This window comes from Rhodanobacter aciditrophus, from assembly GCF_042679525.1.
Taxonomy (GTDB): domain Bacteria; phylum Pseudomonadota; class Gammaproteobacteria; order Pseudomonadales; family Marinomonadaceae; genus Marinomonas; species Marinomonas aciditrophus.
In genome coordinates this window covers 352,472-378,983 of record NZ_JBHTMN010000014.1, presented here as the reverse complement: position 1 = coordinate 378,983, position 26,512 = coordinate 352,472, and the positions used below count along the sequence as shown (strand labels likewise).

General features: G+C 48.5%; 20 protein-coding genes and 1 pseudogene. 12 read left to right on the top strand and 9 right to left on the bottom strand.

The window, feature by feature from the left end; genetic code table 11:
* Positions 1 to 29 precede the first annotated feature (29 nt).
* Together hemB and ppk1 are read left to right on the top strand one after the other, a co-directional pair.
* Positions 30 to 1,019, top strand: a complete 990-nt coding sequence (hemB, locus tag ACFQ45_RS14015; protein WP_377368746.1) for a porphobilinogen synthase — start codon at positions 30 to 32, stop codon at positions 1,017 to 1,019.
* A gap of 153 nt (positions 1,020 to 1,172) precedes the next feature.
* Positions 1,173 to 3,422 (top strand): polyphosphate kinase 1, encoded by a 2,250-nt coding sequence (gene ppk1 / locus ACFQ45_RS14010; protein WP_377368744.1) that lies wholly within the window; start codon positions 1,173 to 1,175, stop codon positions 3,420 to 3,422.
* Positions 3,423 to 3,495: 73 nt separating this feature from the next.
* On the opposite strand, the gene ACFQ45_RS14005 is transcribed toward ppk1, so the two are convergent.
* The 6 genes and pseudogenes from ACFQ45_RS14005 to rho form a co-directional block, all read right to left on the bottom strand.
* Positions 3,496 to 6,342 (bottom strand): M16 family metallopeptidase, encoded by a 2,847-nt coding sequence (locus tag ACFQ45_RS14005; RefSeq protein ID WP_377368742.1) that lies wholly within the window; start codon positions 6,340 to 6,342, stop codon positions 3,496 to 3,498.
* Positions 6,343 to 6,395: 53 nt separating this feature from the next.
* Positions 6,396 to 9,119 carry a TonB-dependent receptor plug domain-containing protein gene (locus ACFQ45_RS14000; RefSeq protein WP_377368741.1) on the bottom strand — a complete coding sequence of 908 codons (2,724 nt, stop codon included), beginning with the start codon at positions 9,117 to 9,119 and terminating at the stop codon, positions 6,396 to 6,398.
* 80 nt (positions 9,120 to 9,199) lie between these two features.
* Positions 9,200 to 10,168 carry a DUF4880 domain-containing protein gene (locus ACFQ45_RS13995; protein ID WP_377368739.1) on the bottom strand — a complete coding sequence of 323 codons (969 nt, stop codon included), beginning with the start codon at positions 10,166 to 10,168 and terminating at the stop codon, positions 9,200 to 9,202.
* Between the two features lies 1 nt (position 10,169).
* On the bottom strand, positions 10,170 to 10,667 hold the full coding sequence (locus ACFQ45_RS13990) for a sigma-70 family RNA polymerase sigma factor (RefSeq protein WP_377368738.1): 498 nt from the start codon (positions 10,665 to 10,667) through the stop codon (positions 10,170 to 10,172).
* Between the two features lie 78 nt (positions 10,668 to 10,745).
* Positions 10,746 to 11,462 (bottom strand): NAD(P)H-flavin reductase, encoded by a 717-nt coding sequence (locus ACFQ45_RS13985; protein ID WP_377368736.1) that lies wholly within the window; start codon positions 11,460 to 11,462, stop codon positions 10,746 to 10,748.
* Between the two features lie 141 nt (positions 11,463 to 11,603).
* A pseudogene (gene rho / locus ACFQ45_RS13980) lies at positions 11,604 to 12,866 on the bottom strand (transcription termination factor Rho); the annotation flags it as partial.
* 459 nt (positions 12,867 to 13,325) lie between these two features.
* On the opposite strand from rho, the gene ppx reads away from it, so the two are divergent.
* Positions 13,326 to 14,846: an exopolyphosphatase gene (ppx, locus tag ACFQ45_RS13975; RefSeq protein ID WP_377368734.1), complete on the top strand. Its 1,521-nt coding sequence runs from the start codon at positions 13,326 to 13,328 to the stop codon at positions 14,844 to 14,846.
* Between the two features lie 7 nt (positions 14,847 to 14,853).
* Here the strand turns inward: ppx and ACFQ45_RS13970 are convergent, their stop codons facing one another.
* Positions 14,854 to 15,258: a CBS domain-containing protein gene (locus tag ACFQ45_RS13970; RefSeq protein ID WP_377368732.1), complete on the bottom strand. Its 405-nt coding sequence runs from the start codon at positions 15,256 to 15,258 to the stop codon at positions 14,854 to 14,856.
* Positions 15,259 to 15,688: 430 nt separating this feature from the next.
* On the opposite strand from ACFQ45_RS13970, the gene mqo reads away from it, so the two are divergent.
* Both mqo and ACFQ45_RS13960 read left to right on the top strand, forming a co-directional pair.
* On the top strand, positions 15,689 to 17,233 hold the full coding sequence (mqo, locus tag ACFQ45_RS13965; protein WP_377368730.1) for a malate dehydrogenase (quinone): 1,545 nt from the start codon (positions 15,689 to 15,691) through the stop codon (positions 17,231 to 17,233).
* Between the two features lie 75 nt (positions 17,234 to 17,308).
* Positions 17,309 to 17,569, top strand: coding sequence for a hypothetical protein (locus tag ACFQ45_RS13960; RefSeq protein WP_377368728.1), 261 nt, complete (start codon positions 17,309 to 17,311; stop codon positions 17,567 to 17,569).
* A 375-nt stretch (positions 17,570 to 17,944) separates the two neighbouring features.
* Here ACFQ45_RS13960 and ACFQ45_RS13955 read toward each other — a convergent pair whose 3' ends face one another.
* Complete coding sequence (locus ACFQ45_RS13955) at positions 17,945 to 18,856, bottom strand: lysine exporter LysO family protein (RefSeq protein WP_377368726.1); 912 nt, start codon at positions 18,854 to 18,856, stop codon at positions 17,945 to 17,947.
* Between the two features lie 176 nt (positions 18,857 to 19,032).
* Between ACFQ45_RS13955 and ACFQ45_RS13950 the strand changes: the two genes are divergently transcribed.
* A complete protein-coding gene (locus tag ACFQ45_RS13950) occupies positions 19,033 to 20,415 on the top strand; it encodes an MATE family efflux transporter (RefSeq protein ID WP_377368724.1) in 1,383 nt (460 codons plus the stop codon).
* A 359-nt stretch (positions 20,416 to 20,774) separates the two neighbouring features.
* Here ACFQ45_RS13950 and ACFQ45_RS13945 read toward each other — a convergent pair whose 3' ends face one another.
* Complete coding sequence (locus ACFQ45_RS13945) at positions 20,775 to 22,274, bottom strand: cobyric acid synthase (RefSeq protein WP_377368722.1); 1,500 nt, start codon at positions 22,272 to 22,274, stop codon at positions 20,775 to 20,777.
* Between the two features lie 88 nt (positions 22,275 to 22,362).
* Here ACFQ45_RS13945 and cbiB point away from each other — a divergent pair, with 88 nt between their 5' ends.
* The 6 genes from cbiB to ACFQ45_RS13915 all read left to right on the top strand — a co-directional run bounded on the left by cbiB (position 22,363) and on the right by ACFQ45_RS13915 (position 26,463).
* A complete protein-coding gene (gene cbiB / locus ACFQ45_RS13940; RefSeq protein WP_377368720.1) occupies positions 22,363 to 23,301 on the top strand; it encodes an adenosylcobinamide-phosphate synthase CbiB in 939 nt (312 codons plus the stop codon).
* A gap of 23 nt (positions 23,302 to 23,324) precedes the next feature.
* Complete coding sequence (locus ACFQ45_RS13935; protein WP_377368718.1) at positions 23,325 to 24,329, top strand: aminotransferase class I/II-fold pyridoxal phosphate-dependent enzyme; 1,005 nt, start codon at positions 23,325 to 23,327, stop codon at positions 24,327 to 24,329.
* Positions 24,326 to 24,844, top strand: a complete 519-nt coding sequence (gene cobU, locus ACFQ45_RS13930) for a bifunctional adenosylcobinamide kinase/adenosylcobinamide-phosphate guanylyltransferase (protein WP_377368716.1) — start codon at positions 24,326 to 24,328, stop codon at positions 24,842 to 24,844. Before ACFQ45_RS13935 ends, cobU begins: the two co-directional genes overlap by 4 nt.
* Before the next feature lie 161 nt (positions 24,845 to 25,005).
* Positions 25,006 to 25,503, top strand: a complete 498-nt coding sequence (gpt, locus tag ACFQ45_RS13925) for a xanthine phosphoribosyltransferase (protein WP_377368714.1) — start codon at positions 25,006 to 25,008, stop codon at positions 25,501 to 25,503.
* 188 nt (positions 25,504 to 25,691) lie between these two features.
* The gene (locus ACFQ45_RS13920) at positions 25,692 to 26,096 is read left to right on the top strand and encodes a DUF2914 domain-containing protein (protein ID WP_377368712.1); all 405 of its coding nucleotides are present in this window, start codon (positions 25,692 to 25,694) and stop codon (positions 26,094 to 26,096) included.
* 34 nt (positions 26,097 to 26,130) lie between these two features.
* Positions 26,131 to 26,463, top strand: coding sequence for a DUF1904 family protein (locus ACFQ45_RS13915; protein ID WP_377368710.1), 333 nt, complete (start codon positions 26,131 to 26,133; stop codon positions 26,461 to 26,463).
* Positions 26,464 to 26,512: the final 49 nt, after the last annotated feature.

The following is a 26,512-nucleotide window of genomic DNA, read 5'->3' as shown; positions in this document are numbered from 1 at the left end:
TTACGACTCGTAAATTAAGGAGCTGGTATATGACCTTTCCGATCACACGTATGCGCCGCATGCGAAAAGACGATTTCTCTCGCCGTTTAATGCGTGAGCATCGCTTGAGCGCTGACGATCTTATTTACCCAATGTTTGTGATCGAGGGGACGAATACCCGTGAGCCTGTGCCGTCCATGCCAGGTGTTGAACGTGTTTCCATCGATTTGCTATTAAAAGAAGCCCAAGAGCTGATGGATTTGGGGATTCCTATGGTGGCTTTGTTTCCAGTGGTGGGAACAGAGAAAAAATCCTTACTGGCAGAAGAAGCCTACAATCCAGATGGTTTGGCACAGCGCGCCGTACGAGCGTTACGTGAACACTTCCCTGAATTAGGTGTCATGACAGATGTGGCCCTGGATCCATTCACGACCCACGGGCAAGACGGCATCATTGATGAAGACGGCTACGTTCTAAATGATGTGACCGTTGAAGTGCTGGTGAAGCAAGCCTTATCCCACGCCGCTGCTGGCGCTCAGGTGATTGCACCATCCGACATGATGGATGGCCGCATTGGCGCGATCCGTGATGAGTTGGAAATGGAAGGCCATATTAACACTCGTATCATGGCTTACTCGGCAAAATATGCTTCGGCTTACTATGGACCCTTCCGTGATGCCGTGGGCTCAGCGGGCAACCTAGGTAAGGGCAATAAATTTAATTACCAGATGGACCCAGCGAATACGGATGAGGCCATTCGTGAGGTTCTTTTGGATCTGGATGAAGGTGCTGACATGGTCATGGTGAAACCAGGCATGCCGTACCTAGATGTGGTGCGCCGCGTTAAAAGCGAACTGGGCGTACCGACCTATGCTTACCAAGTCAGTGGTGAATACGCGATGCAAATGGCCGCGTTTCAAAACGGCTGGTTAGACAAGGATTCCGTCATGATGGAGTCCCTATTGGCTTTTAAACGCGCCGGTGCCGATGGGATTTTGACGTATTTTGCAAAAGACGCAGCCCGACTGTTAAAAGGTTAGGCTAGGTTTGGTTCGGATTGGTGTTTAGATACTGAAAATACACCAAAGAGCCCGTGACCTATTGGCTGCGTTCGTGTAATTTTTTAAGCAGGCTTTGTTTGGCAAAGCCTGCATTTATCAACACAATGGCGCCGAATGGAGCTGGCTAACATTATGTCCGACAAGCCTTTACAAGATACCCAATCCACACGTGCTTCGAGTGAGTCTGAAGTCAGCGCTGCCGAGGTTAAAAAACAGATCGCAGAAGCGGCAGAAGAACTGGTATTAGAGCCCATTCCTGAGCAGCCTATTGATCCAAGTCGTTTGGCCATAGAAGAGCGTTTGCCAGAAGACATCGACATCAATGATCCTGAGCTGTATTTCAACCGGGAGCTTAGCCATCTTCAGTTTAACGCCCGGGTGTTAGAACAAGCCATGGATGAAAACCATCCTGTGCTTAACCGACTAATGTTCTTATGTATTTTTAGTTCAAACATGGATGAGTTCTTTGAGATCCGTGTGGCGGGGCTAAAAAGCCAAATCGAATACAGCCGTGAGAAAAACGGCCCAGATGGCATGCACCCGAAGAAGGTGCTCAGTCTGATCAGCGAGCACGCCCATAAGCTGGTTCGCCGTCAGTACCGCATATTAAACGACATTATTTTCCCTAAGCTTGCTGAAGAAAATATCCGCTTTATTCGCCGCTCCCTATGGAGTGAGAAGCAAGCCGCTTGGGTGAAACGTTACTTCCGCGATAATGTCTTACCGATTATCAGCCCTATCGGGTTGGACCCGGCGCACCCGTTCCCACGCTTGGCCAACAAAACCTTTAACTTCGTTGTTGAATTGGAAGGCAGAGACGCCTTTGGCCGTGAAAATGGCCTTGCCATCGTGCCAGCCCCCAGCTCCTTGCCGCGTTTGGTAAAACTACCAGACGACGTGTGTGAAGGGGGGGACAACATGGTGTTCTTATCTTCGATCATTCACGCCCATGCGGATCAGTTATTCCCAGGGATGACGGTTAAAGGCTGTTTCCAGTTTCGTTTGACCCGTAACGCAGATTTGGAAGTGGACTCCGACGATATCGGTTTGGATTTGGCGGGTGCCTTACGTACCGAGCTGCAAAGTCGACATTACGGTAGCTCAGTGCGTTTGGAAATCGCCGACAACTGTCCGGTTCATATCGTGGACTCCCTGCTGGCTCAGTTTGATCTTTCGAATGAAGACTTGTACCGCATCGATGGCCCTGTGAACCTAAGCCGATTGCTTGCTGTACTGGAGCTGGTGGATCGTCCAAGTCTTATGTACGCGCCTTTCTCACCGGGCTTACCTAATAAACTGGCGAAATCTGGGGGGATTTTCGAATCCATCCGCCAGCGTGATTACCTGTTGATGCACCCATTCGAAAGCTTTTCGCCGGTCATTGATATGCTCAGCGAAGCAGCGAAAGACCCCAATGTGGTGGCAATTCGTCAAACCCTTTACCGTACGGGAGCGCGCTCACCTATTGCCAATGCTCTAGTAGAAGCCGCTCGAAATGGTAAAGAGGTCACCGTGGTCATCGAGCTTCGTGCCCGCTTTGATGAGGCGGAAAACTTGGCCTTGGCAAGTCGCTTGCAAGATGCGGGTGCGATTGTGGTCTATGGTGTGGTTCGCCACAAAACCCACGCTAAGATGATCTTGATTGTGCGTCGTGAAGCCGCTGAATTGACCCGTTACGTCCACTTAGGCACGGGTAACTACCACGCAGGTAACGCGCGTCTGTACACGGATTACAGCTTCTTAACCTGTGACAAAGAGATTGGTGACGACGTACATCGGGTATTCCAGCAGCTCACTGGCATGAGTAAAGAGCTAAAAGTGAAGAAGCTGCTTCACGCGCCTTTTACCTTGCGTGATCGCCTGTTAGAAATGATCGCCAAAGAAGCGGAAAACGCTGCCAAAGGGGAGCCTGCCCGCATCATCATCAAGGTGAACTCCTTGACGGAACAACGTTTGGTACAAGCCCTATACAAAGCGTCCCAAGCAGGGGTGAAGATCGATCTGATTGTCCGTGGTATTTGTACTCTACGTCCAGGGATCAAAGGGGTATCGTCTAATATTCGAGTGCGCAGTGTGATCGGTCGTTTCTTGGAGCACACCCGAGTCTACTATTTCTACAATAACCGTACGCCACTGGTGTACTTATCCAGTGCGGATGGTATGGATCGTAACTTGAATAACCGAGTGGAAGTGGCCTTCCCAATTCAAGACTTTAAGTTGGCCCGTCGGGTGAAAAAAGAGTTGGAGTATTACCTTAACGACAATACCCAAAGCTGGATTTTACAAAGCGATGGCTCCTATCAATTGGCCAAGCCTCGTAAAGGGGAGTACCGCAGTGCCCAACGTGCCTTGTTGAATGACTTGGCGGATAACGCACGCTAGCGAAAAGCCATAGAACTTGGGTTAGTAAACCAGAAACCGCATGAGGTGCTCATGCGGTTTTTTTGTGTCTGATTTAGTTGGACGGGAGCATTATACCCACGGTGAGGCTAGGCCAAGTCAGGCTGTTCATTAGAGTCGTGAGGTTGTCTAGAGTGAAGCCTTTTTCAAGGTGCTCAGCTTGCTCTAAATAACGGGTGTCGCCAAATTTTTCCAAACTCAGTTTTAGGCGATACAAACGTGTATCAATCAGCTCATCCCGGCGGCCTTGTGCTGTCATGAAGAAGCCGCGCTGCTCTGTGACCCATTGTTGATCTAGCTCTTGATACCAGGTGGTTAATAAGTCTCGGGCTGTCTGGTTCAGCTCTTCAATGCGCTCTGGTGCACTGGTGAATTTGACCGAAGCGACCACCCCTTGCTGACTCATATCGTAACGCAGGTCAGAGTGAATGCTGTAAACCCCTTGTTTTTCCCCCCTGAGTACTTGCTTGAATTTGGCGTTCATTTTATCGGCTAGGTGCGGAATCATCACCGTGTAGTTCGGATTCCATTGTAGGGGAGTAAACGCCTCTAAACGGTAGGTGGCTCTGGGCTCACGGGCAATATTCAAGGTGAACTCGTTATGCTCCATAAGCGGTTTAAGAGTAGGCCCTGCAATATTACTTAGGTGCTGATCTTTCTGGATGACGCCTAAGTATTTATTGAACACAGGCAGTAAGCGCTCTACGTTTTTCGCTGCCACAAAATAGGTAGCAGGGCGTTTATTAAGGGCTTTCGCTTGCTGTGATAAAGTCTGGCGCTTAGCCCCTAGAATCCCATCGAGTTCATTTTTTAGAGTGAAACTTTGACCATATTTGTATTCGGCGAAAGTTTCTCGGAACTGCTCCGATACTCGGACCACCTGGCTGTTATCCATACGCCTTAAGGTGTCCATGTAACCTGTGTAAACGTCTTCGGAAATACCTGAGATGGCTTGCAGTTGTTGATAAGTGGCCAGTTGGGCGGCCAGCTTCTGCTGGTCTATGGTCACGGCAAAGGTTCGCTGGTGCTCGCTTTGGTCCCAGCTTCCTGATACACCAAAGTCTTTTTTCCATTGATCATATTCGTCTGGCGTCCAACCTTTGGGAGGCTGGTTTGACATCATTTGTATGAGTACTTGGGTGTAGGCTCGATCAAATAGGGTATTGTTGAAGCCAATATCCTGCACGGCTTCAAAACGAATCCGATTGCCTGCGCTCGGTGTTTCCACTAGCCAGAGTTGCTCGCCGTTGGCTAATTGCCATTGGCTGACACCAGTGCTTTCTCTCGATAGTGGCTCCGCTGGTTGGTGATTGATCTGGGCGTGTAGGGTCCTGCTCGGGATAGCGGCAAATGCTACCGGTGCGGTCAGTTGTTTGTCCTGCACTTGCTTGAGGGTGTTTATCACCAGCTTGGTGTTTAAGGTCTCTGGATGCTGGTTATCTCCGGCCTTTTGCAAATACGCTACCCGGTCTGGCATAGACAACCAGTCTCGAACCATTTGATTAACGTCTTCCAGATCAATGGTCTCTAACAGTGCGATGGCTAGTTCATTATGCAATTTTGGGTCGGGTAATGGCGTGTTGTTAGTGGCGGCAGTATTGAGCTTAGCCAGCCAGAATACCCCCCGAGATTTTGCGGCTTCAATATTACGGATGGCCGTCTGTCGGGCATCCAAAAGCGCCTTGTCAAAGTCGTCTTGATAAAAACCATAACGACGGACTCGTTCTACTTCTGTGAGCATATTTTCAAGTTGCTTTGCCATATTGCCGGGATTGTATAGGGTGCCAAAAGCAACTAGATCTACGTTAGGAGAGGCTTCGCCTTTGACGGCGTTAAGGCTAATAAAATCTGGATTGGCGTCTGATTGGCGTCGAATCTGCTGGCTCAAGAGTTTTTTACCAAGGTAGGCAATAAGCTGATCCCGTCGAGAAACGAGGTTGTCTCTTGGTATTTTAGGGAATCGGAACAAATAGGCGATTCGATTCAGGCGGCTTTCTGGATCGGTTAGGGTATCAATATGTAGGACGTCTTTTAGCTCTGGGTCCTTAGGCTTGCGCAGGGGTAAGGCTTTGAACGGCACGTCGGAAAAGGTAGTTTCGATTAGGCTCTGAGCCTGTGCTCGATCCATGGCACCTACCATGACTAGGGTCATGTTATTCGGTGCATACCAGTCCCTGTGAAAGTCTTTGATACGGCTAACGGGAGTGTGGGTAATGCTGTCTTGGGTACCGATGACTGGGCGTTCAGGATAAGCAGAACCCACTCGGATAATGGCTTTTTTCTGGTCATTGATGTTTTTTCGGGCACTCAAGCCACCACGCCATTCTTCAAGAATAATCGGCTGCTCAGTACGCCAATCTGTTGCGCTAATCAGTGGCGCAAACATCATCTCTTTTAGGATCGATAAGGTGCTTTGTGCCGTATCCACTTTGCTATCAGGCAGGGTGAACATGTATCGGGTGGCATCGGCATTGGTCATGGCGTTGAAGCTTCGCCCTTGAGTGAGGCCGAGGGCCTCAAGGGCAGCCCGGGCACCATTGGGATAGCGTTGGGTGCTACGAAACGACATGTGCTCCACCATATGAGCGACACCAAGTTGATCTGTGTTCTCGTCGGTGGCGCCCGCTTCAACAATCAGCTGAATCTGTAAACTGGTGGCCTCTGATGTTTCGGTGTCTTGGCGGGAGTCAAAAAACACATAACTCATGCCATTCCCTAAGGTGCCATGAAGGATACGGGGATCCCAGTCAAAGGCTCCTTGACGCACTAATTTTTCGGCTTCTTGCCAAGGGGCTGGGTGTTTGTTTGCCAGCATGTTGGCGGTGGCGTGTAGTCCCCATAAGGCAAGCGTCAGTGTGACGAATCCCTTGAATAGGTGCTTCGATATCAAAAGGTGGAGCATATCGTTCTCTATCTAGATCATGAAAGTCGGGGCGAAGGTCAACGGGGTATGCGTTAGAAACGCATACCCACTTCTAGTGACACGGAACGTCCAACGGTGTAGCTGGTGTTACTGTCGTTAGTGGATACATCAATGACCTTGTCAAAGACGTTGTTGATGCCCACTTGTAGGTAACCGTCTAAGTCCCTGACAATGTTTGGTGTCCAGGTGAAGTTGGTATCAAGGGTGGCGTAGCGATCAAATTTAACGTCTTCATAGACATCGAAGCTGACATCCCCGATATCAATGTTTTCGCCGCTGTCTGTGGCCACCTTGCCTCCTGCGTGGAGGTTGATGCTGTTGCCCCAGATTAGATTCCAAGAAGGTATTTCCGTGGTGGTGCTGAAACGGAAGTTGAATGGGATACTGTAGTCCCAAGACGGCAAGTCATCTGAATAGACTAGCTCTCCCTTGTAGTACACGGTGTCTTCGTTGAAGGTCTCATCGTAGGCGTTATCCGATTGAGAATTCGACTTAGACTCTTGTACTGAAATAGAGGTTTTCAGATGGGTGACCGTACGACCTATTTGGAACCCTTTTAACGTCTCTAGTTCTAACGAAACGCTTTTATATTCGCTGACACCTGTGTTGGTGTAGTAATACTGGTTGTCGTCATTACGTGCCCGTTGTACACCGTCTTTGGAATCTCTGGAAACGCCTTTTAAAGTGGCTTTCATGGGGCCAATTTTTTGTGCGAGAGCAAGGCTTAACTCATCAGAGTAAGGGGTTTTTAGGTCAAAGTCTGACACGGATCGATCCGCGTAAGTGCTAGTACGGGTGAGTTCACCTGAGCTGTTGTAGGTGTACGCTGTACGCCAGCTGCGCAAGGTGTCATTGATGGCGTAGCGTAAGAAGCTGCGACCGTAATAGCGGTTGGCACCAGCGGTCACTACGGTACTTTCATCGCCAAAGGTATCCCAAACCACGCTCGAACGCGGGGCGATGTTAACGTTTTCCAGCAGCGTTTCGTAATCGGCACGCAGGCCTAGGTTAAAGGTCCAGTTACCAGTGGAGATGCTGTCTTCTAAGAACGCCCCATAGGTTTGGTAAGTCTTGTTAAACCGGTTTGCCGACAGAACGGAGCGACTACGCAGGTATTCATCGTTTTCGTCATGGACCCCGTCGTTGTTACTGTCATCACAGCCCGCAGAAGCTGAGCCGCTAAGACAACTGTAAGTCTCACCGATAATGTCCCCTTCTACTTCATAAAAGGCGTCGATCTGAGAGACTTGTAGACCGGTTGTTAAGGTATGGAAAGTATCGCCCCATTGGATAGGGTTTTGCTTCCATTGAGTGGAAAAGTTAGTGGTGTCTTGTTGCTGGTGAACATCCCCATAACCGCCAGAAAACTGATCGTCTCCGGTGTAGTTTTCCGTTGGGTGATAAGCGTAGAGCGCAGACTCTGAGTCCAATTGATCAAACGCACGATCGAAGCTCAATTGTGTGGTTAAGCTGCCGGAAGTGCCATAGTAAACACTCTCCCCAGTTAAACCGTACGCTTGGTGGGTCTTGGTAAAAGGCGCGTCATAGGAGGTGGATGTGATCCCGTTGTGGTTACGATCCGAGTACCGAGCAGACAGTCCTAAATCAAGGCGATCAGATGCTGAGTAGTCCAAGCGTCCCATCACATTGTTGATTTGGTCTGTGTAGTCTATCGGTGTTTTAGTGCCGCGTCCCCCATTGTCATTATAAACTTGTTCAAAGTCAGACTGGGAGCGGGATACCATGATACCGCCACTCAGGTTTTCGCTGATGGAGCCCACACTGGTTAGGGAGACACGTTGTTTGATGTAATCCGGAGTGTAGCTGCCGTCATAGCCGTCCCCATCTTCATAATCCTCTTTCGTCTCTTCATCCACATGCATGCTGTTGAGGTCGCTACCAGAAATCGAATACTTGATAGCCGTGTAATCTTCTCCTTGATAGCGTAGTAGTTGAGTGTCCACTACACCTCCGGTGAAACCACCGTATTGTGCCGGAACGTTTACATCGTAAACCGTTACCTTGCTGATGGCATCTGGATCAACGTAGTAGCTTTGGGAGGAGCTACCGCCGAGCATAGAAAGATTAGTAGGTGTAATGGGGTTGGAGAAAGAGTCTTCGTTGTCTCCAGGGTTGAGATCATTGTTAGTGCCGACCCCATCAATTAAGTAAGCGTTTTGGTAGGAGGCTTGCCCGTGGATGGAGATTTCTTCAGGACGCAAGCTGGCCGCATTCGCTGACAGGTTACTGGAGCGACTGTATTGCACGCTACTATTACCTCGAAGCAATGAGGTCATAGAGCCCGTGGCGCCTGCCATGGTGTTGATTTCGTCTTGGTTGATACTGGTTTGGCCGACGGTGTTTTCCTCAGTCGCTTCTACCAATAGTGGTGACAGTATGAGCCCCTCTTGGGTCTGGCTATCCATAATGACTAGGTCACCCGTTTCGGTTTCGCGAAACGTCAGGTTAGAGCCTTGCAATAGAAACCCTAGGGCTTCGATGCCGCTCACTTCCCCTTGATAACCGGCCGTCGTTTTACCAGCCAGCAATCCGCTCGGGCTGCTTAGGTAAATTCCCGTTTGGCTAGCAAACTGCGTTAGGGCTGAAGCCAAGGATCCGGCTTCTATGTCGTATTGGTGGCGCTCAGTCACTTGGGATGCAAGCAGTACCGTGCAAGATAGGGTGAGTGAGCTTGCCAGAATCCATTGGCGGTGAAGTTTGAGTCCTTTCGCAATTTTGTTAATAGCGAAATTCATGTTATCTCCAGTAATAATCGTTCTTATTACTGTTACCGATTGAGTGATGGAAAAAGGGACAAAAAATTTTTAAAAAAAAATTAAGCTGACTGAATAAGAGTCAAATAGGGGAGTGGCTGAGTGACTTTGATCGGGCCTATTTGAGCTAAAAGCTGAGTAGAGCTATCTAGGTCGTCTAAGGGGAAAGAGCCCATCACCCGTAACGACTTAAGCGTCTCATCCACATGGATATGGCCGATAGTGTAACGGTTTAACTCACCGACTAGGGTGGCGAGAGGTAGATCGAGGGCTTCTAGGCGTCCTTTTGTCCAGCTAATGGCGTGGGGCGCGACAGGCGTCATGGTTGCCTTTGTATGATCTTTGATAATCAGTGATTGCCGTGCAGGAATGTGAATGCGCTGTTGATTCACTAGAGCTATAGCCTGTCCTTCAAATACGGAAATTTGGTAATGGCCTGAGCTAAAACGTCGGGCGGCATAGCGAGCTTGTTTGGAAATGATGTTAGCGTCATCAATTCGCATACGCTGTATTACGGCTTGGTTGCCCATGGAATTCAGCGCCAACTCGCCGTCCAGTAGTTCATAAATCAATTGGTTAGGTCGGTCATTTAAGTTAATGGCGCTGACAGTGTTCAGCCAGAGGTCACCAGCAAAGGTTTTGATTTGACGTCTTTGACCTATGTTGGTGTGGGCATCGGCGGAAAGATTGGCGACCCAATTGCCCACTTGGGTTTGGTTAGTCACCCAGCCTGCCCCCATAGAGAGGCTGCCAAAGGCTGCTAGACGACGTATAAATTCACGGCGTTTGATTTGTCTCTCTGGCGTGTTAGCTAGCACACCTTTTGCTGTTTGAGAGTTCTCTACCGTTTGAAAACGCGCTTGAACCTGCTGGATCTTAAGCCACGCCTGTTGGTGTTGCTGGTGTTGATTAAGCCAGCTTTGCCATTGATAGAGGGTGCCCGAGCTCGGGTTATCTCCTAACTCTACAGCCCATTCTGCTGCTTGTCGTAAGGCATGATCTGGAGATATTTGGTAGCTTGAGTCGGTCATGTTAATCGTCAATAAGTTGCGCGCAATGCACCAGAGCTTGGGCGATATAGCGTTTAATTGTGCGTTCCGAAAGCTGCAATTGGTCAGCGATTTCGGCATAGGTAAAGCCTTGTACCTGGGACGCGATAAAAGCACGGGTCACATCATCGGGGAGCTTTGCAAGCCACTCATCCAGGATGATTAAAGTATCAATGATGGCGCGCTGAGCCACTTCATCAATATGGCGATATTCTTCCGCTAATTTTAGATTCTCTAACCAAGCTTGTTCGATCTGTTTACGACGCCAGTGATCAATACACAGGCCTTTCGCAATGGTCGTGACAAAGGCTTTTGCTTCCTGCAAGTTAGGAAATTTCTTGGGTTTGGTGATGAGTTTTACAAAGGTGTCCTGAGCTAAATCCGCCGCCTGAGCATGACAGCCAAGACGCTTTTGAAGCCAATTAGAGAGCCACGGATGGTGCGCGCGGTAAATATCTTCTAATTTGGGGGAGCCGGACATACAAACCTCATTACTGATGTGGGTTTAATTTATCAGTAATGAGAATTGTTTTCAAATAAGATTTTTCTTTAAAATTGCTTATTTGCTAGGGCGTGGGGCGTAGGCAAACACGTCTGAATGGCAGTTTTTCTCGTTAATGCCTCTGGCTTCCAATTGATCTAAGGTGCCATAGACCATACCAACGGAGCCACTGATGAACGCATGGCTATTCGTTAGCTCTAGGTGATCTTCTAAAATAGCTTCGTACAACCAGCCTGTACGGCCTAGCCAGTTGTTATCGCCTTCGTTTAATACCACGTGAATATGGAAGTTGTCTGGGGCGCTGTGACTGTCGATCCAATCCATGATGAAGGTGTCTGCTGAGGTGCGCAATCCCCAATAGAAGTGTACTTCTCCTTGGTATTGCTTGTGCAGTAAGTCATCGTAGATGCTCTTCATCTGAGCAAAGCCAGTACCGCCCGCGATCAGAAGTAGTGGGGCATCGAACGGCTGATTTGCCGATTCAATATGAGCGTCTCCTCCAGGTATACTGAGTTCAACAGTGTCGCTCTTTTGTAAATGCTCAACCACTTTGAAGGCTAATGAGGATTCATCAGACACTAGGATGTAAAGCGTCAGGTACGGTAATTCGTGGGGCGCACTGCCAATCGAGTAAGGCACTTTCTCGCCAGTGGGTAAGGCGATCATTAAATATTGCCCTGCAATAAAGCTCGTGTCTTCCAGTTGTAACTTCGCTGCGAATACTGTGCTGTTGAGTGATTCAACCTGAACCACTTTTGCGCTGACGTCTTTCACCTAGACTACTCCATCATTCTCTCGTGTGTCGCTCTGGGGCGATCATATGTTGCGGTATTATATCGGCGTCTCGTTGGAAAAAAAAAGCCACTCTCACGAAAACGTGTAAAGTGGCTTTTTTGAAAGACGAATGAATCGCCTTTATTTGTTCTTGCCTTTCATCGACTCGAAGAACTCGTCGTTAGTCTTGGTGACTTTAAGACGGTCGATGAGGAATTCTGTGGCCGCAATGTCTTCCATTGGGTTCAGAAGCTTACGCAGGATCCACATACGCTGCAGTTCGTCTTCTGTCGTCAACAGATCTTCGCGGCGCGTACCGGAGCGACGAATGTTGATTGCAGGGAAGGTGCGTTTTTCAGCGATCTTACGGTCAAGGTGTAACTCGGAGTTACCAGTACCCTTAAATTCTTCGAAGATGACTTCGTCCATCTTAGAGCCAGTGTCAACCAAGGCTGTGGCGATGATCGTCAAACTACCGCCTTCTTCTACGTTACGGGCAGCACCGAAGAAGCGCTTAGGACGTTCTAGGGCATTGGCGTCCACACCACCGGTCAATACTTTACCGGAGGAAGGGATCACTGTGTTGTAAGCACGGGCCAGACGCGTGATGGAATCCAATAGGATCACGACATCTTTTTTGTGTTCAACCAAACGTTTTGCTTTCTCGATGACCATTTCTGCCACTTGAACGTGACGAGCTGGGGGTTCGTCGAAGGTCGAGGCAACCACTTCACCGCGAACGGTACGGGACATCTCTGTTACTTCCTCAGGACGTTCATCGATCAGCAATACGATCATGTGACATTCTGGGTTGTTGCGGGTGATCGCATTTGCGATGTTCTGCAACATAAATGTTTTACCGGCTTTCGGTGGTGATACCACCAAAGCACGTTGACCTTTACCCATCGGCGCCACTAGGTCGATGATTCGAGAGGTAATGTCTTCCGTAGAGCCGTTACCTGTTTCCATTACTAGGCGGTCATCCGCAAATAATGGCGTCAGGTTTTCAAATAGAATCTTGTTACGGACACTGTCAGGCTTGTCGAAGTTGATTTCGTTTACTTTTAACAGTGCGAAGTAGCGTTCGCCATCTTTTGGCGGACGGATCTTCCCGGCAATGGTATCACCTGTTCGTAAGTTAAAACGGCGAATTTGGCTCGGGGAAACGTAGATATCGTCAGGGCCTGCTAAGTATGAGCTGTCTGGAGAGCGTAAGAAGCCAAAGCCGTCTTGCAGAATTTCAAGGATGCCATCGCCGTAGATATCTTCTCCACTTTTAGCGTGGCGCTTAAGAATAGCGAAGATAACATCTTGTTTACGGGAGCGGGCAAGGTTGTCTAACCCCATTTCCGCTGCGATATCTAATAGTTCTGGTACTGATTTCTTTTTTAATTCGGTAAGGTTCATAAACGAGTTTAGTTTTTGGCTCATATGAGGACAAATGACGGGATCATGGTGATGTTGTTACACCGCGTTAAATGATCAGTGTCGGGAAAATTGCATAAAATAAGCTGCCTATCGACACCGAATTCCGGCTAAGGAAAATAACCATGGCTGGGATTCATATTGCTTTCGATGCAAGTCGAAACAGCGTGTAACACCTGATTGGAGTCACCAGAACGCTCTAAATATTTAATTAGCGTATCCAGCAGACTGAGTAACTATAGTTGGACAATTTGCCAAGGTCTATAGTTTTACAACCGATTTATGCGGTTTTTTGCTAATTTTTTGATCGTTTTTGGTAAATGTCATGGTTTGCTCCCTGTATTTCCAGTCCCTTAGAGGGAGAATTTGCCCATGACACACTCGTCTAAACCAGTTAATCTTCGCCAATACATTGAATTCTCGAAAAGGCGTTAATGGATGCAATCACTTTTAGTGCAACAATCGCATGACTTTCCCTTCGAAAAAATCGCTGCCATAGACCTTGGATCAAACAGCTTCCATATGGTGGTTGCGCAAGTCGCCCATGGCCAACTTAGGATCACTGGCCAGTATGGAGAAAAGGTTCAGCTTGCCGCTGGTCTACAAGATGACGGCACCTTAGATGAAGAATCCCAAAAAAGAGGGTTGGACTGTATTGCTCAGTTTGCCCAGGTGATTGATGACTTCCCCCATGGCTCCGTACGTATCGTAGGCACCAATGCCCTGCGCGCCGCCAAGAATCGCTATGACTTTATTTCTAAAGCCATGGACATTATTAGCCACCCGGTTGAGATCATTGCGGGGCGAGAGGAAGCTCGTCTGATTTATGTGGGGGTTGCCCGGACCATGGATCATGGGGATCAGAAGCGTATTGTGGTTGATATAGGTGGTGGTTCCACGGAATTTATCATTGGTCAGCAGCTGGAGCCTATCCTCACGGAAAGTTTGCACATGGGCTGTGTGAGCTATCGAAAACGTTTCTTTGCTGATGGCACTATTACTAAATCCAACTTTCAAAAAGCCGTCACTGCGGCTCGCCTAGAGTTGCTCAGTATTCAAGATGATTATTTAGACGAAAACTGGGACGTGGCCATTGGCTCCTCTGGCACCATTAAAGCGGTGTATAACATTGCAGTTGAGAACGGCTGGAGTAAAAAAGGCATTACGCCTAAGGTGCTAAAGCAGCTACAAAAGTTCTTATTTGACGCGGGACATGCGGATAAGGTCGACATTCTTGGTCTGAAGCCGGAACGCAAATCCACCATCGCCGCTGGCTTGGCGATTTTGACTGCAGTGTTTGAGTGTTTTGGCATCAAGCAAATGGACTTTTCTGTCGGCGCTCTGCGAGAAGGTGTCTTGTTTGACATTATGGGACGTTATGCGGACACGGATATTCGTGAACGTACGGTGAACTACATGTTGAACCAGTACCATATAGACATGGATCAGGCGAAGCTGGTGACCCACACTTCTTTGTCCATGCTGGCTCAGGTGAAAGAAGACTGGCTACTAGATTCCTTGTCTAATGAAGATATCTTGCGCTGGGCGAGCTTGCTACATGAATGCGGCTTGGGCATTTCCCACAGCCGCTATCATAAACATGGGGCTTACATCATCAGTGAATCTGACATGCCGGGGTTCTCCCAACAGGAGCAGCAAGCTTTAGCAAGTCTTGTCCTAAGGCATCGTCGTAAGTTTACCCAGTCTTTGGAGTTCCGTTTTACTAAGAGTGATCAGCAGGATCTTGACCGTTTGGCGATCTTGTTACGCTTATCCATTATGCTGCATATTGATCGCAAAGAAGGGGACATGCCAATGTTCACCTTAAAAGCAGCGGATAAGTCATTGCATGCGGAATTCTTGCCAGGCTGGTTGGATAGCCGTCCTTTGACCCTCGCAAACCTACAGCGGGAAGCCGATTACCTGAGTGCGTCAGGTTACGTCTTCACCTTCAAATAGTCAGCCGTCAGTCATACTTGGCGTGAGCGATGAGGTCGCGCCAAGTGATGATGCCAATTACATAATGCTCATCATCAACCACGGGAACGCAGGAAATCCCTGTTTTTAACATCCAATTGATGGCTTCTTTAATATCTGTATCGGCTTTAACGGTAATGGGTTGGCGTGTCATGGCCTGATGGGCGGCGCGGTTGAGCGTATCAAGGTCACGGGCTTGTTCGTTCACTTTACCAATGAAAGGACTGACAAGACGTAGCAGGTCGCGGTCTGAAATCACCCCAATAAGTTGGCCTTTGTCGACCACAGGCAAATGATGAAACTGATGCTGCTGCATCAGAAGTTTTACATCTGGTAAACGAGTATCCATCTCCACGGTGATAACGTCCTTTGTCATGATGTCGATCGCTTTCATAACAGACCTCGTGAATGTGCTGTGTGCTTATCCTCTAACCACTCTATTAATATCGGCTATTTCTTGGATTTATAAAGCTTTTCTCTGTATTTAATTGTATAGGCTAGCGTCGACCTTGAAATATCTGGGTTTCCCTATGAAAACAAGGCGTTAATCATCGACATTTTTACGTAAAAAAATGCGTGAGAGCGTCACTTTTGAAGGTAAACTAATACCATCGTCTCAAGACATTCATGGTTATAAACCGTATAATCGAGTCTACACCTGCTCAGAAGGCCTGCATGGTTGATCGTTTTTGCCAGAGTGATTACTCATCCACTTTGGAAGGCGTTCTGAGGAGAGTGGTGACGAAGTGCAAATATCTCCACCCAGATAGCATAGGAAAGGTTCGAATGAGTCATTGAACCATGTCTTATCCGTACCTTGCCTTATGGCCAAGAGCCTTCTTTTTACGCCACTCTCACACTACAAACTGGCTATGACACGGCGAAATCATATGACCTCAAACATTGTAGACGTACTATTAGTCGGCGGCGGTGCAATGAGCACCACCTTAGGCATGTTACTAAAAGAGCTTGATCCATCTCTCTCCATTTCTATGGTGGAGCGCTTGGAAAAAGTTGCTCAAGAAAGTACTGACGGTTGGAACAACGCAGGGACTGGACATGCAGCCTACTGCGAATTGAACTATACCTCTCAAAATGCAGACGGCTCTACCAACATCGATAAAGCAGTGAACATCAATGCTGCCTTTGAAGTGAGCCTACAATTCTGGTCTTACCTAGTTGAAAAAGGCTTATTGCCAGAACCTCAGCAATTTATTAACCGCGTACCACATCAAAGTTTTGTATGGGGCGCGCGTAATGTCGAGATGCTGAAATCTCGCCATGCGGCCATGAGTGCCCATCCAGCCTTTAGAGAAATGCAGTTCACTGAAGACCGCGAAAAGATGACTGAGTGGATGCCACTCATCATGAAAAACCGCTCCGGTGACGAACCATTAGCGGCGACTCGTATTGAGCACGGTTCAGATGTGAACTTCGGTGCCATTGCCCGTAGCATGGCGGCACACCTAACGACCCAAGAAGGTTTTAACGTTGAGTTGAGTGCTGACGTAGTGGATCTACAGAAGCAAACAGACGGTACTTGGAAGGTCACCATTAACCAAAATGGTTCCCACCGTGATATTCATGCGAAATTTGTCTTCTTAGGTGCGGGTGGCGGTGCATTGCCTCTATTGCAGAAGTCCGGCATCAAAGAAGGCAAAGGCTACGGCGGCTTCCCTGTCAGTGGACAGTGGCTTGTTTGTGAAAAACCAGAATTGGTCGAGCAGCATTTTGCTAAAGTGTATGGTGCTGCCCCAATTGGCGCGCCACCAATGTCTGTGCCTCACCTAGATACCCGTATCATTGACGGTAAAAAAGCCATTCTATTCGGCCCGTTTGCTGGCTTCACAACGAAGTTCTTGAAACAAGGTTCTGTGTTTGACCTGATGAAGAGTGTTCGAGCTGACAACCTTGGCAACATGCTGAGTGTGGGTAAGAACAACATGGATCTAACCAAGTACTTGATCAGCGAAGTACGTCAGTCTCACAAAGATCGTTGTGATTCATTGCGTAACTTCTTTCCTGATGCACAAGATAAAGACTGGAGCTTGGCATACGCAGGTCAACGGGTTCAGATCATTAAGAAAGATCCGAACGGTGGCGGTAAGCTTGAGTTTGGTACCGAAGCAATCGCCGCAGAAGACGGCTCTATTGCTGCTTTGCTAGGGGCTTCTCCAGGTGCTTCAACGACGGTTAATACCATGATCAATATTCTTGAGCGTTGTTTTGCTGACCGTGTAGCGTCTGATGAATGGCAAACCAAGCTGAAAGAGATGGTGCCTTCTTACGGCCAGTCACTTGTTGAAAATACTGACTTGTTGCTGGAAGTTCGCGCTCGTACTCTTGAGACATTGAAACTTAAGCCGTAACAACTAATAAAGACATCCAAAGCCGACCTCTCGCTGTATCAGGGAGAGGTCGGCTTTCTTATATATAGGATTTTTATGACGACTTACTCAGAACGCGCAGATGATTTGTGCGATAAGCTGCGGGATCTAGAGCATCAAGCAGACGATGGTGATCAGCTGTTTTACTGCGCTTATCTGTTGGGGCTGTTAGGGCTTCACAGTGCTGCAGAGGAAGAGGGCGATGTGGCGTTTGACCAGTACTTTGAAGAGATTCTAAAAGACACTCTGAATGCTGAGAATGTATCAGAGCAGGATCAAGGGAATATCCTTGGCTTGTGGCATCGGGTAATTGCTTAGTGTGAAAGGCGACACCCTAAGTCTGTTTTCTGCTTCATGGCTTATTTGAAAGGCTACATCCTAAGTCCATTTTCCGCTTCACGGACACGTCCTAGAGTGCGCTTCAAATGGACCTTAGGACTTCGCTTAGGCCTAAATGCTTACGTTCCACCTCATCAGAAAATCGAATCTAGCGTCTATTTTCCGCTCCACGGACACGTCCTAGAGTGCGCTCCAAATAGACGCTAGATTCTTTTTGGCTAACTCCAAAATTAATTTTTCCCCTCCTTAAGCTGACCCGAAAGGCTACATCCTAAGTCCATTTTCCGCTCCACGGACACGTCCTAGAGTGCGCTCCAAATGGACTTTAGGATTCCGCTCAGTCCTAGATACTTCTTACATGCCCATGAAGAGTGGGATTAGGATGGGGCCTAGTACGCTCATGATGAAGCCGCTAGCGACGCAGATAGGGACGATGTCTGGTCCGTGTACCTTGCCTAAAAGGGGCAGGGTAAAGTCCATGGCGGTGGCACCTGCATAGCCAACGGACAGATGGCTGCTGATGCGTGCCAGCATGGGGATGAAGATGAGGGCGATGATTTCTCGTCCGAGATCCAGTAAGAAGGCGGTTGTACCTAGGATGGGATCGCCTAAACCGGTAATCAAGATGCCGGATAAACTGTACCAACCAAAGCCTGATACAACGGCTAAGCTATGGTTCCAATCCAGTCCTAAGAAGGTGCCTGCGATCAGTCCTGATACCAAGGTTGCTAGGACGGCGACAGTGCCAATGATGACCCCCTGGGAGTTTAGTAGCAGTTTACGAAGGCGGTAGTTGCCTTGGCGAAGTTGGCAGCCGATTAAGTACAGCAGTAAATACAGTAGCCATTCTACTGGTTTGTCGACATTGGGAATCCATTCTTTGAGCAACCAACCTAAGACGATGCCTACGAATACCACTGCAAGGGTTTGGATGGCATCCACTAGGGCTTGACGCGTAGAACGGCTGTTATCCACATGTTCTACCTTGCTGGCGCTGGCGTGGAAAACACGACCGCTTATCCACAAGCAAAGTAATGGCAGGAGGGTGGTAGCAATGATTAATACCACTGTTTGATAGCCGGCAATGCCGATTTTGGCCATTAGGTTATCGAGGGCGCCGATGCTGTACCCGATCAGTAATAAAATAAGGTAAGTCAGTTGACTCAGGGCCTTGTTTACGAGCTTAGGTGTGAGCAGGTTAACATTGATAAAGTAACCTATGAGCAACGCAGCGAGTAGCGGGCCTAATGTGCTTAAGACGGTCATAATCCATTGATCCTAGTTGGTTTTCTGATCATAGGGTGGGGGCGGATATTAGCACGTATTGCCCTTTTGAAAAGCACATCCTTGGTGCATTTTTCTCATGTGACCGTGCAAAGTTGACCAGTTGGTGATAAATTCGCCCCTCGCTCCTATCTATGCACTGTAACGATTAAATCATCATGTTTCAAAAGCTTACTCAGCGTCATCCTGCTTTAGGTGAAATCCTTCATCTATTGTTCCCTATGATCTTAACCATGTCGTTAGAACTTTCCATCAGTGTTGTGGATACAATGATGCTGGGACACTATGATGCGCTGCATTTGGCTGCTGTGGGTTTGGCCTCTAGTCTATGGGGGCCTGTGGCGTGTTTTATGATTGGTGTGACCTTTGGGTTGACGCCCTTGGTGACCCGACATTTACATGGCCGCCAGCGCCGCTTGGTGAATATTTATATGTCTCAAGCGTTGGGGTTGTCGATCATTTTAGGGGTGGTTGGTGCGCTTATGAGTTTGACTGTGCTGCCATATGCAGCACGTTTGATGGCGACTGAACCAGAAACCCAGCGCGTCGCTTCTTTGTATTTGTATTTATTTTCTCCAGCCTTTATGGCGCTGGCTTTGATGACGTCCTATAAGAATGTTTTTGAGGCGGCAGGTAAGCCAAGAATCCCTCTTTTAGTAGCGTTTTTAAGTCTGGTGTTAAACGTTATCTTCAATTATGTCCTGATTTATGGTCGTTTTGGTTTTCCTGAAATGGGCGCCGCTGGAGCAGCGATTGCTTCGGTTGTAGCGGTGTATTTGTCGTTGTTTGTGTTCATTTTATACGACCTGAAATTTAACAAAGACACTTTGTTTTCTCGCATCAAGTGGCGTTACACACGTCACTTTGGGATTTTGTTCGCGGTGGGGATGCCAGCGGGTTTTGCCTTTTCGTTTGAGATTGGTCTGTTTTCTTCTTTGACTTGGTTGATTTCGTCTTTTGGGGATTTAGCCCTAGGAGCCGGGCAGATTGTGATGTCTTACTGTACGATTTTGTTTACGCCTTTGATGGCCATGAGTGCGGTGACGGCGATTATTGTGGCCAAAGCCATGGCAACCTCTGGCATTGATGAGGTGCAGCGTCGCGTTAAGATTATTCTGTCTCTTGGGGCGGTGTATGTAGGTGTATGTTTCTTAGTCACTCAGGGCTTGCGACATGAGATTCCTTTGCTGTTTTCGAGCAACCCAGAGGTGGTCGCTATGGCGGCTGGGATTCTGTTGATTTCTGCTACGTATCAGATTCCAGATATGGTGCAGACGGTCTTTACTGGTGCTTTGCGGGGCTTTAGGGATACCCGCACAAGTATGATTGCCATGGGGTTGTCTTTGTTTGGTTTGAGTATTCCCCTTGGTTATTGGTTGGCCCATTTGAGTCCGTGGGCGTCTGAATTGAATATTCGCGGTTTCTATTTGGGGCTTGGGGTTGGTTTGTCTGTGTTGGCGGTGGTTTTGTATTGGCGCTATCAGAGGAAGTTGGTGATTTTCCGAGGGCGTCGTTTACCTCATCCTGAGGAAGTTGCTTAGTTTTATTTCCCGTTGATTTTAAGGGCTACATCCTAAGTCCATTTTCCGCTCCACGGACAAGTCCTAGAGTGCGCTTCAAATGGACATTAGGATTCCGCTTAGGCTGGTCTGAAATGCTTCATCCTAAATTTATTTTTCGTATTTTAGAAAGTCGAATCTATGCCTATTTTCCGCTCCACGGACACGTCCTAGAGTGCGCTACAAATAGACAATAGATTCTCTACTGTTGGGTTCCTAGTCTTCGCTCTGTAAGCTGACCCGAGATGCTTCATCCTAAGTCCATTTTCCGCTCCACGGACAAGTCCTAGAGTGCGCTCCAAATGGACATTAGGATTCTGCTTAGGCTGGTCTGAAATTTCTTACCCTAAGTCCATTTTGTGGGAGTTTTCATAGAATTGTCGGCATTGTTCGATGAGGCTGTCTATGTCCATGTGTTGGTCGCAGCTTTTGGCGAGGCGTGCGACTTCTTTTTCTCTAAAGGCTTCGTAGTCGAAGGTTTGTGCGTCGGTGGCGCCAGCCCATTTTAGTATGGCTGCAAGGGCGTCTGCGTCGTCAAATAGGCCATGTAGGTAGGTGCCGATGATTTGGCCATCGGCAGATAGGTAGCCCTCTTGGGTTCCGTCTTCTAGTAGAGCGAATGGGACCGGGGCGGTGTCGAAGTTGGAGATGCCGCTGTGGATTTCGTAGCCTTTGATGTTGGCGTTGCCAAGTTGGGGCAGTTGACCATGGCGGACTTTGAGTTGTTTGCCATCTTTCAGTTCGGTGCGCATGGGGATGTAGCCAAGTCCTGGGCTGGAGCTGGGTTCGCTGTTTTCCAGTGCGAGGGGGTCATCAAGGTATTGGCCTAGCATTTGGAAGCCACCGCAGATGCCAAGTACTTTGCCGCCATAGCGTAGGTGGCGTGCGAGGTAATTTTCCCATCCTTGTTGTTTTAAAAAGTCTAGGTCGCTTTGTACGCTTTTGCTTCCCGGTAAGATGACGAGGTCGGCCGGTGGGATGGGGCTGTTTTTGCCAATTAGGGTCACTTGGACGTTAGGATGATGGCGCAGTGCGTCCCAGTCGGTGTGGTTGCTAGTACGAGGTAGGATAGGGATGACCACGTGTAGCTGTTGTGACTCAGAGGCTTTTAATGGGCTTTGGGCGACGGCGTCTTCGGCTTCAAGGTGAAAGCCAGTAAGGTAAGGTAATACGCCGAGTACAGGCTTACCGGTGCGTTCTTCTAGCCAATCTAAGCCAGATTGTAATAAGGCAATGTCCCCACGAAAGCGGTTGATCACAAAGCCTATTACTCGGTCTTGTTCACTTTCTGAGAGTAGTTCTAGGGTGCCAACCAGGTGGGCAAAGACGCCCCCTTTATCGATGTCGGCGATGATGATGACAGGGCAGTCGATGCTCTCTGCAAAGCCCATGTTGGCGATATCTCGGGCACGTAGGTTGATTTCGGCGGGGCTCCCCGCCCCTTCGATGACAACGCTGTCGTATTTGTCCGCAAGGCGCTGATAGGATTCCAGTGCGGCGGTTTTGGCGATGGTTTTGTATTCGTGGTAGCCCACGGCATTCATGTTGCCAACGGAATGCCCTTGGATGATGACTTGGGCGCCAATATCGGTGTTAGGCTTGAGTAAGATAGGGTTCATGTCCACATCCAGTTCCACCCCTGCGGCATAGGCCTGTACGGCTTGGGCACGGCCGATTTCTTTGCCGTCCGGCGTGACGGCGCTGTTGAGGGCCATGTTTTGCGGTTTGAATGGGGCGACTTGGAGGCCGCGTTCTTTGAACAGGCGACAAAGTGCTGTGACTAGGGTGCTTTTACCCGCATCAGAAGTGGTTCCCTGCACCATAAGATTAAAAAAACGCATGTGGATTGCCCGATAGTTTTATTACAATGGAAGGCAATTCTAGCGTAATTACGCATTTTGTTAATTGAATCATGTCGTGGACAACCTGATGGATTTTCTTTTCGGTCATATTTCGACCACTGCGCTGTCTTTGCTGGTAGCGCTCTTGCTCGACCGCTTGTTTGGTGAGCCTAATGTTCTGCATCCCTTGGTTGGTTTTGGTAAGTGGGTTGACTGGTGTCGCTCTGCGTTGCAGTTACCAGCTCAAGTGAAGCCCTGTCAGCAGCGTTTAAACGGTGTGCTGGCTTGGGGGTTGGCTGTGCTGCCATTTGTGCTGGTGTTGTGGTGGCTGTTAGCCGTCTTACCTGATTGGCTTGAGTTTATTTTAGGAACGATTGTGCTGTATTTCACCGTTGGTTGGCAGAGTTTGCGCCAGCATGGGGTGGCCATTGCTGAGCCTCTGCGTCATGGTTGGTTGGATGACGCCCGCGAAGCGGTAGGACGTATAGTGAGTCGTGACACTTCTTCTCTATCAGAGGGAGAGATTTCAAAAGCAGGCATTGAGTCCGTGCTGGAAAATGGCAGTGATGCGATTTTTGCACCGATTTTTTGGTTTGTGTTGCTCGGTCCTGTGGGAGCGCTGGGCTACCGTTTGTCGAACACTTTAGATGCCATGTGGGGATACAAAACTCCGTCATTGCTGCATTTTGGATGGTGTGCGGCGCGTATTGATGATGTGTTGAATTATCTTCCAGCGCGTTTGGTGGTGCTGACATATGCGGTGTGTGGCAAGCGGGAGCCTGCCATGCGGTGTGCCCGTCAGCAAGGTTGTCGCTGGAAGAGTCCAAACGCAGGGCCAGTCATGGCAGCGGGCGCAGGCGCTTTGACGGTGAAGCTTGGGGGTAAAGCTCAGTATTTTGGCGAAACCCAAGAGCGTCCTTGTTTGGGAGAAGGAAGGGAGCCAACGGTTGAGGATTTGGATAAGTCGATCTGGTTGGTGGATAAGGGCGTTTATTTATGGGCGATAGTACTATGCTTTTTGATTTAGAACCGCCTTCACATGGAGGGGATTTGGAAGCATGGCAGCGCAAAATGTCCCAAGCTGAACATTGGTTGGATTTATCTTCTGCCTGTAATCGAGAGCCTTGGCCTATTCCTGAAATAGATCCAAAACTCTGGTACGAGCTGCCGGATCAGGCGCGTTTGTATCAAGCTGCAGAAGACTTTTTTGGTCAAAGTCCTGTGGCCATTGGCGCGGGTACCCAGCAAATCATTGAAGTGTTACCGCCCCTATTGCAGTCGCAGGGGGCGGGGCAAAAGGTGATGGTTCCACAAACTGGCTATCAGGAGCACGGTTACTGTTGGCAAAAATGGGGCTATTCCCTGCATTATTATGGTTCGCTTGAAGAGCTTTTAGACCAAAAGTGGGATGTGGCTGTGGTGATTCACCCTAATAATCCCACTGCTGAGGAAATGAACCCGTCCACCCGAGTTGAGTTGATGGCAAGGCTAACGTCTGATGCACAACGCTATCTAGTTGTGGACGAGGCGTTTTTAGATGCTGCCCCGGAGCGCAGTTGGTTAGAGGGCGATTTACCTGAACGCTGTTTTGTATTGCGCTCGGCGGGTAAGTTCTTTGGTTTAGCTGGTGCCCGGGTGGGGTTCGCGTTTGCCCATGAGATGTGGCGAGCGCCGTTACGTAGCTTGATAGGCCCTTGGCCGGTGGCAACGCCTGCGTTAGAGGTTCTGGTGCAAGCTTTGGGAGACAGCGAATGGCAAGCCGAGGCGAAGGCGTCTTTGACAGAACGCAATGGGTATTTCCAAGACCAAGTAGTTCCTAAGTTAAATACCTTGTTTGACTCCCAAGAGGTGACCCATACACTGCTTTTTTATACTTGGCGCACGTCACCTGAACAGGCCAAAAAAGCTTTTAATGCCCTGCACTCTGTGGGAATTCATGTACGATTAGGAGATGGTTGGATAAGGGTATCTTTACCCGCGGGTCATGAAATGCAACGTTTAAATCATGCGTTGGTCAAATTATTGCAGGGACATCAGCTAAAGGAGTTAGCATGATTCATTTAGTACTAGGAGGCGTACGCAGTGGCAAAAGTGCTTATGCAGAAACTTGGATTGCCGCGCAAAGCGAACAGGTAGTGTATCTGGCCACGTCTCAGATATGGGATGAGGGCATGGCGGAACGGGTCACTAAACATCAGGCTCAGCGACCAGATCACTGGTGTTTGATCGAAGAGCCCATTCAGCTGGCGAATCAATTAGACACCCTTAACGCTAGGGATATAGTCCCAGCTGTGATTCTTGAATGCTGTTCTCTTTGGATAACGAATTTGCTGTGCCAAGAAGAGCCTCAAGACATAGCAGAGCATACAAAAGCTTTGCTGGCCGCTGTATCGGCATATCAGGGGCCAATCGTATTGGTTTCAGCAGAAGTAGGCTTAGGGATTATGCCGACAAATCAGCTTGCAAGACGCTATGGGGATGAAATTGGCCTGCTGAACCAAAAGATCGCGGCTGTGGCAGATAAGGTCACTTTAGTGGCGGCAGGTTTGCCTCTGAGTCTAAAGGGGTAAGTTTTGTCACCTAATTGAGCGATATTTGCCCAAGAATAGGCGATTTTTATGGAAAAACTTTAACCGATTGGTCTAAAATGCGCGGCTTACTAATCTGACTGGTATGTCCTATCTTAATATCGGGCGACGGATTTCTAGAGAGAAAAGCTTAGGAGCGAAGAATGAACCCCTATTCAAAAGATTTTCCTGTATCTTGGCATGAACTACATCGTGATGCGCGTGCTTTGTCTTGGCGCTTGCTAGAGCAAGGTCCTTGGAAAGGCATTATCGCCATTACTCGTGGTGGCTTGGTTCCTGCGGCGATCCTTTGTCGCGAAATGGACATTCGTCTAATAGATACTATCTGTGTCGTAAGCTACGATTCCAGTGAAGAAGGTGGCACGGCGAACCAGCAAGGGGATTTGCGTATTCTGAAAGGTGTTGAAGGGGATGGCGAAGGCTACATCTTAATAGATGATCTGGTGGATACTGGCAAAACGGCCCGTGAGATCCGCAAGATGCTGCCAAAAGCCCACTTCGCAACGGTTTACGCTAAACCAGCAGGTAAGCCACTGGTTGACACATTTATTACTGAAGTTAGTCAAGATACATGGATTCGCTTCCCATGGGACATGGAGTACACTTTCTCTACACCGCTAGCGGATCGTCACAAAGCTTAGTACTCAGAAAAACCTTTGAGTTTGCCGGATAGGGTTGTTTTAATGATCGGTCTAGCGCTCTAAGTTGCAATTTTCTACATAAAAAAACGTCGCGCGATCTGAGTTTTGAGCTAGCTTTTAGTTACTAGATGCATGCCCTCAGTCACTATGGAATGAGGGTTTCTACTCAAAGGACAATAGGAATATTTATGCGCCTATCTCTGATTCGTTCCTTGCTGGTTGTGGTGGCTTTGTTAGGAATGTCCGTAGCCTCTGCAGCCGGAACCGTTGCGCGAGCCCAATTTGCGTCAGACGTTATCGACCGTGAACCCATTGATAATATTGGTGATGTGATCAAGGTGGAATACGGTGAAATTCAGCGTGTCTACTTCTTCACCGATTTACGTGATATGGCCGGTAGCCAGGTAATACATCGCTGGAAGTTAGATGGCGATGTGCAAGCTGAGATTCCATTTGATATCCGTGGTGAGCGCTGGCGTGTTTGGTCGAGCAAACGCTTGATGCCTGGATTTGATGGTGTTTGGTCAGTGGACATCGTAAAAGACGGGGAAGTGGTGGACAGCTACTCGTTTGATTATGTGGATGAATGGTAAGATTGCCATCTGATTGAATCACAGGTAACAGACCATGCCCCATATCCGTGTCCGCGGTTTGCCGTTGGAAGACTTAGAGTCCGTTTCTGATTTGCTAGTGGAAAACCTAGCTGAATTAACAGAAACGCCGAACTCCCATTTCACACTTGAATATCAAGCCTCCACTTTTTTTGCGGTGGGCGGCGCATCTCCTGCTTATCCATTCATTGAGATTCTTTGGTTTGATCGAGGCCCTGAGGTGAAAGCAAAGGTGGCTCAAGCTGTTGATGACTTGTTTCGTCCCCTCGTGAATGCAGGGCAAGATATCACCACGATATTCCGTGATCTGAAAGGCTCAGATTACTTCGAGAACGGTGAGCACTTTTAAAGGTAAGGGTATTCTAAAACTATTAAAAAGCCTTTTGATCTAATCAGAT

Bases quoted from the DNA above. Each gene is read 5' to 3' on its own strand.
- ACFQ45_RS13995 (WP_377368739.1), bottom strand. From the start codon at position 10,168: ATGACCGACTCAAGCTACCAAATATCTCCAGATCATGCCTTACGACAA.
- ACFQ45_RS13950 (WP_377368724.1), top strand. From the start codon at position 19,033: ATGTTTCAAAAGCTTACTCAGCGTCATCCTGCTTTAGGTGAAATCCTT.
- ACFQ45_RS14005 (WP_377368742.1), bottom strand. From the start codon at position 6,342: ATGCTCCACCTTTTGATATCGAAGCACCTATTCAAGGGATTCGTCACA.
- mqo (WP_377368730.1), top strand. From the start codon at position 15,689: ATGGCCAAGAGCCTTCTTTTTACGCCACTCTCACACTACAAACTGGCT.
- ACFQ45_RS13960 (WP_377368728.1), top strand. From the start codon at position 17,309: ATGACGACTTACTCAGAACGCGCAGATGATTTGTGCGATAAGCTGCGG.
- ACFQ45_RS14000 (WP_377368741.1), bottom strand. From the start codon at position 9,119: ATGAATTTCGCTATTAACAAAATTGCGAAAGGACTCAAACTTCACCGC.
- ACFQ45_RS13915 (WP_377368710.1), top strand. From the start codon at position 26,131: ATGCCCCATATCCGTGTCCGCGGTTTGCCGTTGGAAGACTTAGAGTCC.
- gpt (WP_377368714.1), top strand. From the start codon at position 25,006: ATGAACCCCTATTCAAAAGATTTTCCTGTATCTTGGCATGAACTACAT.
- ACFQ45_RS13970 (WP_377368732.1), bottom strand. From the start codon at position 15,258: ATGAAAGCGATCGACATCATGACAAAGGACGTTATCACCGTGGAGATG.
- cobU (WP_377368716.1), top strand. From the start codon at position 24,326: ATGATTCATTTAGTACTAGGAGGCGTACGCAGTGGCAAAAGTGCTTAT.
- ppk1 (WP_377368744.1), top strand. From the start codon at position 1,173: ATGTCCGACAAGCCTTTACAAGATACCCAATCCACACGTGCTTCGAGT.
- ppx (WP_377368734.1), top strand. From the start codon at position 13,326: ATGCAATCACTTTTAGTGCAACAATCGCATGACTTTCCCTTCGAAAAA.
- ACFQ45_RS13990 (WP_377368738.1), bottom strand. From the start codon at position 10,667: ATGTCCGGCTCCCCCAAATTAGAAGATATTTACCGCGCGCACCATCCG.
- hemB (WP_377368746.1), top strand. From the start codon at position 30: ATGACCTTTCCGATCACACGTATGCGCCGCATGCGAAAAGACGATTTC.
- ACFQ45_RS13955 (WP_377368726.1), bottom strand. From the start codon at position 18,856: ATGACCGTCTTAAGCACATTAGGCCCGCTACTCGCTGCGTTGCTCATA.
- ACFQ45_RS13945 (WP_377368722.1), bottom strand. From the start codon at position 22,274: ATGCGTTTTTTTAATCTTATGGTGCAGGGAACCACTTCTGATGCGGGT.
- cbiB (WP_377368720.1), top strand. From the start codon at position 22,363: ATGGATTTTCTTTTCGGTCATATTTCGACCACTGCGCTGTCTTTGCTG.
- ACFQ45_RS13920 (WP_377368712.1), top strand. From the start codon at position 25,692: ATGCGCCTATCTCTGATTCGTTCCTTGCTGGTTGTGGTGGCTTTGTTA.